This window comes from Microcoleus sp. N3A4 (assembly GCF_036701805.1).
Classification (GTDB): Bacteria; Cyanobacteriota; Cyanobacteriia; order Cyanobacteriales; family Microcoleaceae; genus Microcoleus.
In genome coordinates this window covers 76,583-87,102 of the sequence record NZ_JAUBRJ010000029.1, presented here as the reverse complement: position 1 = coordinate 87,102, position 10,520 = coordinate 76,583, and the positions used below count along the sequence as shown (strand labels likewise).

Sequence of the window (10,520 nt, the reverse complement as noted above, 5' to 3'; positions counted from 1 at the left end):
GCTGCTAGCGGTAATGTCACCGTAGATATTCCCGCAGCCAAAGCTACGGATACAGCCGGTAATAACAATACCGCAGCAGCCACGCAACTGGTTCGCACTGCTAATATCACCACACCTGACATCACCCCACCTACTGTTACCTTAACATCAACTTCAACACCAACAGTAACTGGCTTATTTAACGTTACTGCTACCTTTAATGAAGATGTCAACGGGTTTGATAATACTGATATCACCGTAGCCAATGCGAATGTCAGTAACTTTGTGAAAGTTGATGCCAAAACTTACACCTTTGATGTCACTCCCGCTGCTAGCGGTAATGTCACCGTAGATATTCCCGCAGCCAAAGCTACGGATACAGCCGGTAATAACAATACCGCAGCAGCCACGCAACTGACTCGCACTGCTAATGTCACCACACCTATTGTTGATGTCACCCCACCTACTGCTAACTTGAGTGCAATTTCTAACATTACTACAGCGGGTGGTACAAGCCAGACATTGACAGTTACTTTCAGCGATAGTAGTGGAGTTGATGTTAGCAGTTTAGATAATTCTGACGTTGTTGTAAATTGGTCAGGTGGTGCTATTCCTGCTACCTTTATTAGTGCCACACCCACTGGCAATGGTACGCCACGTACAGCGACATATTCGTTTACCCCGCCTGGGGGAACTTGGGATAATGCTGACAATGGTACTTACACAGTTAATTTGCAAGCCTCGCAGGTGAAGGATGTTGTTGGCAATTTGTCTGCTGCTAGCAATTTAGGTACTTTTAGCGTGAATGTTGCGGCATCAGTGCCCCCGCCCATACTAATACCAATACCCACACCCGCATCCATACCGACACCGACACCGACACCAACCCCTGCGGAAACAGCGACACCGACACCGACACCAACCCCTGCGCCAACACCAACAACCAACAACATCCCCAACGATGACTGCATCTGCGATGACATTGCCTATCCCAACTTAAACCAACCCAATGCAGTTGAAAACACCATACTCGGTGTATCGGGCATTCAAATAGGCACTGCCAAAAACGATGAATTACTGGGTAGCAACACGGGCAACATATTCGATGCCAAATCCGGGGATGACAACTTATATGGTGGCGAGATTCGCGACATCCTCAACGGCAACAAAGGTAATGATTTTATCAGCGGTGGCACAGGTGATGACATCCTATTTGGAGATGAAAATAATGACATTATTCTTGGCGACTTGGGCAATGATTTAATCTTTGGAGGCAAAGCCAATGACTCCCTAAATGGCCGCGAAGGTAATGACATCGTTTATGGAAATAGAAATGATGACTTCATCGATGGCGGTAAGGATAATGACACCTTATATGGAGGCAAAGGTGATGACATCATGCTTGGCAGTCAAGGTGATGACTACCTGTTTGGCAACCAGGGTTCGGATACCATCTGCGGCGGTGAAAGTAATGATTTGATCAGCGGTAACGAACAAGCAGATATCCTGGGAGGGTGTGAAGGAAATGATACTCTTTACGGAGGCGAAGACAACGATACTCTCACTGGTTGTCAAGGTGATGATATTCTTTACGGAGACTCGGGTAATGATAGTTTGATTGGCGGTAGCGGTAACGATATCTTTGTCTTAAAAGCCGATCGAGGATTTGACACGATCGCTGATTTTACCGTGGGTCAAGATTCGATCGCACTAAGCGGAGGTTTGAGCTTTAGCCAGTTAGCAATAACTCAAAATACTCAGGGAACTCTCATCAAAAATGCCTTGACAGGGGAAGAGTTAGGTGTGATGGTTGGAGTGAGTGCGACTGCGATAACATCCGCTAATTTCCGGTTGATTTAGGAAATCAAGAAAAGTACGATCGCCCATTCGATCCAAAAGGGAGCTCGCACTTATAGCCTTTCTCAAAAAGATGAGGTATGACTGACAGCTTACATAACCACCCAGACTTATTGGGCCGGGGCCCAACAACGTCCGCGAATCTTTCGCTCGAACCGCTATATACCAATTTTAAAATATCTAGCAAAAATTTAAAGATTATTCATACTTTCGGCCGCGCCACTGAGTAGGCTGATTCAATGCAGAAATGAGAATTCGCAAAAACGCCAGCGGATCGGCCAAAGGTGACAGCCAAAACAGCCATTTACCAGATGCCCCAGTTGTATCGTAGGAAGGTGCGATCGCCAAACACAAAGCCGATCGCACTGCAACCAAAAATACATTCAATCCCAACAGCCAAAACTGCGGAAATACACCAACCGGCGGCAGCGAACCAAACAGCAAATAGCACAACACAATCGGTACCGGCAAACCTTGAACTGCCAGCAACAGCCACAAATCGCCCCAAATTTGACCGCCAGAAGCAGCATCTTTCAAATCCAGCGATCGACCCCATTCATTCCAAGTCTCGATCGCCCCCTCATACATCCGCACCTTCAACACCTTAGCCCCATCCAAAAAGCCCACCTTAAAGCCCTTAGCAGCCGCATAGCGAGCCAAAGTCACATCATCGCAAAACGAACCCCTCGCGACCTCATAGCCCCCCAATGCCACCAAAACCTCGCGCTTGCACAAGAAACACTGACCGTTCGCCATCACCCGTTCCGGCACATCCCCGCCAGTCCCCGTCGGCCCGAACCGATAAACCAAAGTCATTAACAAAGCAGGTTGCAGCCACAACTCCCCCGGATACTTGAGGATAAACTGCGGCGACAGCGAAATCAAATCGTAATTTCCAGCCGCCGCCGTCTTCAGCAAACTCGCAATCAAACCCGGATGCGGCACAGTATCCGCATCTATCCCCAAAATCCACTCGCACTTCTCGGAACTTGCCAAAAAACCCGCATTCAGCGCCCACGGACGCCCTACCCAACCCGCCGGCAGCGGATCGTCGTTAATCAAGCGAAACCGGGGGTCTTTTTGTGCTGCTGCTTTGACTAAATCTCCGGTTCCGTCTACCGAATAGCTGTCAACCACAATCGCTTCTCGGAGTTCGTAACTTTGGCTGGTTAATCCTTCCAAACAAGGCGAAATTCGATCGGCTTCGTTCAAAGTCGGCACTACCGCAGTACAAGCACCCAACAAATCCAGTGTGGGCGAATCCGGTTCCAGGGGCGGGATGCGCGATGGGCCTTTAATCAAACGCGACATAAGAAGGGCTGCGGCGGGCAATTGCAGCAGCAGGAGTGCGACAGCGATGATACTTGTCAGCGGTTGGGAGAAGAGGTGAGGGGCGATCATGGGATTTTAGATTTTAGATTTTAGATTTTAGATTTTCAATTGAAGAATTGGGAATTACGGTTGGTGTCAATTTAAAAAATTTAATAAAATTTTTGCCTCAAACATATTACAGGAATTGGGAATGAAAATATCGCCGCTGAAAAACCCGGTTTCTTGTAGAAACCGGGTTTTTAAACTAGCTCAAAAATTAGTGTAAGTTTTTGCTAAATCAGCCGCTGTTGCTCGCTAGCGACTTACTTTCGCAAAACGCCCACGGGCTGAGGTGAAATTTCAGCCTTGAGAGCAGATGTATCCAAAGACGGCATAGTTTTTGTTACCTCACCTGCTGCGGGTTTAGCGATCCAGCTTAAAGCGATCGCCGGAACTACACCCAGAAGCACAGCTAGCGATGTCGGGAACCAGAACCGAGAATCCAAGGAAGTTACAGTGATAATTGCTCCGAAAGCAAAGTTTACCAAATAAACAATTAAGGGCAAACCTAATTCCGAGCGCTCTAATTTAATCGGTCTTGTTCTCCAGAAGAAAGCTGCTACAGACATAAATAGCGCCCCCGTACCCATCCAACCAGCCAAATTGCGGTAAGGCATTCCAAAGAAAGCCCCAAGTTCCTCAAATTCCCAAAAAGGCACAGAAGTTTGACTCATCGCCGGATCTAGTACAAAATCCCAAGCGGTTAGCAGCAAAGCACCAAGGGCGATCGCCCCTATTTGGCGCACCCAGTTGAGTTCAGCTTTACCAACCCCTACTCCAGCGCGAGCAATTACATAGGAAACCAGTCCCAGATAAAACCACGAGAGGGGAATTGTAAACGGCACCAGCCCTGCAATTTTGTAACCCAAACCGCTCAAATAGTGGTAGTTGCCGAAGGGAAAACCCGTACTCGTTCCCAACAACTCGCTACCCAAGGACAAAAACACAGAAGGCAGTAAAAAAGCCAGAGTTGCAGCCAAACCCAATGTCCGGAAGGCATAGAGAGCAACCGCTGCTGCACCAAAGATGATATAAACTACTCCACCCCCAGCCATCCCCCACTGGAATAGAGTTTGCCCTGTTGGTGGCAAACTCATCACCAATTCGGGACGGGGTAAAATCAGCAGCAACCCTGCCAATCCAAAAGCCATTGAGAAGACGTGGGTTATCAGGCAAAAGCGCTCAGCAATCAAAAGTTGCTTCATGGGACTCCTCGAAAAAATATTAGATGCGGAAAGCACTCCCTAACAGTTTACAATTTTTAACAAAAAATCAAGCATTTAAGTCAGTTGTCAGTTGGCTGTTGGCTGTTGACTGTTGGCTGTTGACTGTTGACTGTTGGCTGTTGGCTGTTGGCTGTTGACTGTTGACTGTTGGCTGTTGACTGTTGACTGTTGGCTGTTGGCTGTTGGCTGTTGGCTGTTGACTGTTGACTGTTGACTGTTGTCAGTTGACTGTTGACTGTTGTCAGTTGACTGTTGACTGTTGTCAGTTGACTGTTGGCTGTTGGCTGTTGGCTGTTGACTGCAAGCCCCATGCCCGATGCCCCATGCCCCATGCCCGATGCCCAATTCCCGATGCCCAATTCCCGATGCCCAATGCCCCATGCCCGATGCCCCATGCCCCATGCCCGATCTTAAATTACTGCCAATTGCCCACTAGCACGAAAGGCGCCCATAAATAGGGATTCTGATACTGTTGGTTTTTCAGCAGCTTTAATTGAGCGTTGCGGAGGGCTTCAGCTTTGCTGGTTTTAGAAGAAGCAAGCTGCTTGTAAAACTCAGCCATAAAGATAGCTGTAGATTCGTCGTTGACTTGCCAAAGGGTGGCGGCGGTGCTGCGGGCACCCGATCGAATTGCGGCCCCGGCCAAACCCAAAGCAGCGCGGTTATCGCCCGAAGCTGTTTCGCAAGCACTCAAAACCAAAAGTTCGATCGGCTGTTGTTTCTCCCCAGTGCGGGCTCGCAGCAGTCGATCGAACTCCTTAACATTCACTTTCTCGTCCCAAGTCACAATAAAAGTATCCGCCGCATTCGAGCTAAACTGACCGTGAGTTGCCAAATGGACGATCGGGTAAGACAAAGCTTTAATTCGATCGTGCAACCGCCCGCTGACAAAATCTTGATTCAGCAGCGAAGTCGCAGGCATCTGGGCTGCAATTTGTTGAATTTCCCCCGTCACCCCCGGCAAAGCCGAGAAGCCTTGACGCGCTTCCGAGAGGGCAGCGGTGAGCACTTTTAACTTGACTTGGCTCAGCGGTTTCGGTGCCAGCAGTTGCAGTCCCGGCGCTAAAGCAATACTGTATTTTTCTACCAAAAACTTTTCACCGTCGTGCAGCACAGCCATCGGCAGATTTCGCAAATAACCGTCGAGCACAAATACCAGGGTTTTAATCCCGCTAGCCGTCAAATCCGCTTCCGCAGGGCGGATTAACCAGTCGTAAACCTGTTGGACGGGAGGCCTCCTGTCGCGGGGGAAAGCAGCAGGCCTGATGACATTTTTGGCTTGTCTGAAGGCAGTTTCCAACTCGGCTTGAGACTTCTTAGTAGTGTAGCGGCGCAGGGGTTTGCCGGGAATTGACAAAATTACCTCCAAACGATCGCTCAAAATAATCGGATAAATCACCGCCGCTGTAGGATCGATTTCCTCGATCGACTTTGGTTTAGCATCAGCGCAAGCATCCCGAAAAAAGTTGTCCAATTCCGCCAACTGCAAAGATTCCACCGTTTGGCGCGCCAGTTTCAATTTAGCTTGACTTGGGGATTCCTCTTGCAAAAGCAGCCCGACTAATTCCCGATAAACCGGTTCGGCACTTTCCCGAAACGAAAATTGCACTTCGGGATTGACTGTCACCAAATCGCCGCGCAGAGAAGACAATATATTCACAGCTTGAGTATATTGAGCGATCGCCCCTTCTGTATTCCCCTGAGTTTTCCGAATCCGTCCAAGTTGCCAAAACAATTGGTAAGCAATATCGGGAGATTGAAATGCCGGTGCTAAACTCAAAGCCTGAATTGTGAGATTTTCCGCTTTCTGATACTGATTTTGGATTTCCGATAGTTTGCCTTTAGCTGCCAGAATATAAGCTTGTATCCGTTGGTCGCCCAAACTGTTTGCTGGTTCGAGAGAGCGATCGAGCATTTTGTCAATATCGCTTAAACTCAAAGTTTCCGCAGGCGACTGAGCTAATTTCATCAAGCTTTGAGCTAGATTAATTTGAGCGTAAAGTCCGGCGCGGTTCGACGGAAATTCAGTAACTTGAGGTTCGATGGAACGCCACAAAGCTTGTGCCTCCGACCAATTTTTGCGATCGACCAACAAACTCAATTGATTTAACTTCGCCTGAATTTGTAGAGGCGATTGCTCCGGCATCGCCTGGGTCGATCGAGCATAATATTCTAGGGCCGAGCGTTCCAAATCAGCGCGCTGTTTGGGTGTCAAACCCGGTTTATTGCTTTTAGCCCGCGCCGTGTTGCCCAGATTGAGATAAATTGCAGCCTCCTCTTGCCGCACGCCTAATTTTTGGGCCGCTTCCAGTCCCGCTGACAGTAAATCCTGGGAACGTTCCAGTTGTCCCAAAACCCGCAATACCCGGCCTAAAGCATTAATTCCCCGGACTTCTTCGAGGGAAATCGGCTGATTTTTCAAATTTTCCAAACCCGCCGTCGAAACTTCGCAAGTTTGGTTTTCCAGCTTAAAAGAAGCTAACAAAATTTTGCAAGCTCTGGGGTAAAGTCCGAGATTTTCCCAAGCCCGACTTTGATTAATTTCAACTTGAAAAAGTTGGTTTTTACTATCAATTTGCTCAAATATTTGAGCAGCGTGCTTCCAAATATCGATCGCATCTTGAGTCTGCCCCCGTTCGAGTTGCAACTGTCCTTGAATGTTGAGAGTTTCCGCCAAAATCCGCTGCTGTTCGGGAGTTTTTGCCTGTGTTCGCACAGCCGACAAACTCGAATTTACAGCTTGTTCTGCCTGTTCCCAAAGCGCCAACTGCCCGTAGGTTGCAGCTAAATTGCTCAAAGCTGTGGCGCGAGCGAGATTTTCGCCTTTTGCCTCAAACTGCGCCGCCGCTTGCTGCAACAGCGGTACAGCTTCCGAAAAACGTTCCTCTCGGTACAGACTTCGAGCTTGTCGGACAAGCTGCACCGCTTGTGGTGGATTAACCTGAGCAACTCCGGGAGGAATCGCAACGGATAGCAGACAGGAAATCACAAATAACAGAATTACTTGCCGGAGCGATCGAGTAAGCTTCATATTTAAAAAATAAAATTACAACTGCAGACACACTTACCAATTAACCCAAATACATCTTATCCTTTGTCTGCGTTAATCCCCGTTAATCCGCCTGCATCTGCGGTCAAAAAAAACTAATTTCAACGGGGTACACAAACAGAAATCGGTCGAGGATTGCGATCGTCAGCAGCATTACCCGCATTGTATCCAACAAGCGTAACTTCTCCTTTCGCATTCACCACCCAACCTTGCGCCGGAACAACTTCCCGATCGGGGATTTCCCCTTCTTGCTTCTTCCCTCGATCGGTTACATCGGTTAAATCCTCTACATTGCTCGTTGCCGAACTTCCTGCCTCTTCCACCCAAGGCAACGGCGATAGAGGGCTGCTGAGGGCATCATTAGGACTGGATGGCACTCCTCCTTTCCCAGTGACGGTAAACTCGCTCTCGGCCCCTCGGATGCAGGGATTTGCAGCAATTAACGCAGCCGGATTTATGACATTTTGCGGCAGTTCCACTAAACCTTGAGCGGGATTCACTCCAGAAGAACTAAATGTAACACTACCTTGCAAAGCCGGGCCGCTACTTTGGGAAATCGCCGCAATATCGCTGGTAGGAATTAGAGAAGTCGGACTTACTTGCAACGCTGCAAATTCAGCATCAGTCAGTCCTAAACTACTCCTGGCTTGTTCGCGGTTAAGGCTTGTAAAGCCAAAAATATTTGGTACATTGACCGTAACTTTTCCTCCGGTAGCTGTCCGAGCGTTAGCTGTAATATCGCTATTTTCTCGTGGGAGAGCTACCAGAATATCGCTGTTAATTCTGATATTTCCACCGTCAGAAATACCTGCATCCGTTGTAATTCTGCTGCCGCGTCGCAACTGGATATCTCGCGCTTGGAGGTTAACATTTCCTCCACCACCAGAGTCAGTTGTACCGTCGATGCGGGCTTTGTTATCCAAGGCAATTGAGTCGGCTACAACATTAATATTGCCAGCCCTTCCCTTTCCTAAAGACTGAACACTAATTGTTGCCCCATCGCGGACAATCAATTGATTAACATTCAAATTCAAAGAGCCTGCATTCCCCGTAGCGTTGGGATTGACAATAATAGAAAAACTGCCAGCCGAAGCCTCAATTCTACTTGCGAAACGACCGTTACTCCCCGTGCCTTGAACTTCTATGCGATCGGCATCAATTGTTATATTTCCGGCATCTACTGCACCCAAAGAAGCCGCAGAAATAATCCCTCCATTCCGTAGAGTAAGTCTGGGCGTAAAGAGGCGGATATCTCCACCCCGACCAGAACTTGAAGTTTGAGTAGCCAGAGCACTCGCTCCGAATCCTACATTTCCCAAAACTCCAGATACCCCGCTCACTTCGATAGACTCGGAAGCTCTCACAGTTAAATCTCCTCCTAGACCTCCATTCCTAGAAAACACGACTTGCCCAATAACCGCACCCGTTGATAAACTAATTGAGGCTCCATCAGAAACAGTTAGCCGCTTAGTGTCGATGGTAATATCCCCGGATTTACCATTGCCATCAAAAGAGTTTGTACCGATCCGAGTTTGCGCGGGACTTCCTGGAAGTCCCCCCGACAATTCTACAGATTCAGTTGTTTTAATCGCGATATTTCCTGATGCTCCATCGCTGCGGCTGATGCTAACCAAACCACCAGCATCGCGTACAATTAACCGTTGGGCTTCAATATTGATATTGCCGCCAGAGCCGCTACTTTCCTTAGTTGTTCCATTATTGATTGCTGAACTAACGATCTCGAAGGTGTTAGCGCGGACATTCAAATTTCCCCCATTTCCAGCACCCAGGGTAGCGGTACCGCCTACTACCCCATCCCGCAGCAGCAGCCGTCCGGTATCGATATTAACCTCTCCAGAAGTTCCACTGCCAACAGTACCACTGTTGATTACAATTTGGGGATCAAAGGGGTTGAGAGTTCCAGATAATATATATTGGGTATAAAATCGCTGATAGCCTCCTATTCCCAACCCAATCATTTCTACTGAGTCAGTCGCGCGGATGTTTATATTACTCCCGTTTCCATCTCCCAGGGTCGAAGTGAGAATTTGGGCTCCTCTATCTACTCGTAAATTGTGAGCATTAATGTCAATACCTCTACCATCTATATTTCCTAGTGTCAGGCTATAAATTCCCGAACTACTGACGGTGACGTTTCCACCTCTGATGTCAATTTTTCCACCTCCTAATCCGGTGGTATTGATGGACGCACCGTTCATTTCAATATTGCCAAAGTTCTGAATATTGTCATAGCTTAAATTCAGTCCTAAAGCTGTTGGTTCAAATTGTACTAAACCGGGACTTTTCACACTTCCCAGTAATATTTGTCCGGTATAAGCTGTTAAATTTCCTCCTTGTAGTTGAATGTCTCCACCAATTAATGCTAAGGTTTGACCCGGATCTACTGCTAAACCGAGTTTGTTAGAAGTAGGAATTTTTATCGGTAGTGGCGGTAAGGTTGGTGTGGGGCCAATTGCTTGGGAAGTGTTGACAATTGTGCCGGGATTTTCTCTAAAGTTCAAACCCACAGGAATATTAATTGCTAATAATGGCACTGCGTTAGGATCGGCGGCGCTAAATTCAAAGCCATTATCAAAAAGAACGCCGCTACCCGTTGAACCGATAAACGAGCCGCGTAAATCTAACCTCGCATTGGAACCAAATACAATTCCTTTGGGATTAAGTAAAAATAAATTGGCACTACCTTGCACTCCCAAAGTTCCTAAAATATTTGAAGGATTACCACCTGTAACGCGGGTAAAAATATTCGCAATCCCGTTAGGATTGGCAAAATATGCTCCTCGTCCTTCACCGACATTAAATTCGCGGAAACTGTGAAATAAATTTACTCCGCGAGTTGCACCGCCTTCTATTCTGTCCGATGGTAAGTTATTAATCGTATCGGGAACAGTGCGCGAACTTTCTGCACCCAAGCTATTATCGGGGATGATTTGAGCGATCGCGGGAAAAGGACACAGCAGTAAGAATGCAAAAAATAGGGCGGAAGATTGGCGCTGCATCTTGGAAGTCTGTTAATT

The 10,520-nt window shown here is 47.7% G+C and carries 6 protein-coding genes; 1 reads left to right on the top strand and 5 read right to left on the bottom strand.

All coding sequences use genetic code 11. The features are described 5' to 3' along the window. On the top strand, positions 1-1,839 hold a 1,839-nt coding region (locus tag QUA56_RS18130), incomplete at its 5' end, for an Ig-like domain-containing protein (RefSeq protein WP_333360026.1). 195 nt (positions 1,840-2,034) lie between these two features. On the opposite strand, the gene cruG is transcribed toward QUA56_RS18130, so the two are convergent. From cruG to QUA56_RS18105, 5 genes are all read right to left on the bottom strand, one after another. Continuing rightward, positions 2,035-3,237, bottom strand: a complete 1,203-nt coding sequence (cruG, locus tag QUA56_RS18125; RefSeq protein WP_333360023.1) for a 2'-O-glycosyltransferase CruG — start codon at positions 3,235-3,237, stop codon at positions 2,035-2,037. 233 nt (positions 3,238-3,470) lie between these two features. After that, on the bottom strand, positions 3,471-4,412 hold the full coding sequence (gene cruF, locus QUA56_RS18120) for a gamma-carotene 1'-hydroxylase CruF (RefSeq protein ID WP_333360021.1): 942 nt from the start codon (positions 4,410-4,412) through the stop codon (positions 3,471-3,473). Between the two features lie 80 nt (positions 4,413-4,492). Continuing rightward, positions 4,493-4,828: a hypothetical protein gene (locus QUA56_RS18115; RefSeq protein ID WP_333360019.1), complete on the bottom strand. Its 336-nt coding sequence runs from the start codon at positions 4,826-4,828 to the stop codon at positions 4,493-4,495. Positions 4,829-4,848: 20 nt separating this feature from the next. Beyond that, positions 4,849-7,464 (bottom strand): CHAT domain-containing protein, encoded by a 2,616-nt coding sequence (locus QUA56_RS18110; protein WP_333360015.1) that lies wholly within the window; start codon positions 7,462-7,464, stop codon positions 4,849-4,851. A gap of 119 nt (positions 7,465-7,583) precedes the next feature. Then, on the bottom strand, positions 7,584-10,502 hold the full coding sequence (locus QUA56_RS18105; protein ID WP_333360013.1) for a two-partner secretion domain-containing protein: 2,919 nt from the start codon (positions 10,500-10,502) through the stop codon (positions 7,584-7,586). Between the last annotated feature and the right edge of the window lie 18 nt (positions 10,503-10,520).

Coding starts and splice junctions, on each gene's coding strand:
- QUA56_RS18115 (WP_333360019.1), bottom strand. CDS start 4,828: ATGGGGCATCGGGCATGGGGCATTGGGCATCGGGAATTGGGCATCGGG.
- QUA56_RS18110 (WP_333360015.1), bottom strand. CDS start 7,464: ATGAAGCTTACTCGATCGCTCCGGCAAGTAATTCTGTTATTTGTGATT.
- cruF (WP_333360021.1), bottom strand. CDS start 4,412: ATGAAGCAACTTTTGATTGCTGAGCGCTTTTGCCTGATAACCCACGTC.
- QUA56_RS18105 (WP_333360013.1), bottom strand. CDS start 10,502: ATGCAGCGCCAATCTTCCGCCCTATTTTTTGCATTCTTACTGCTGTGT.
- cruG (WP_333360023.1), bottom strand. CDS start 3,237: ATGATCGCCCCTCACCTCTTCTCCCAACCGCTGACAAGTATCATCGCT.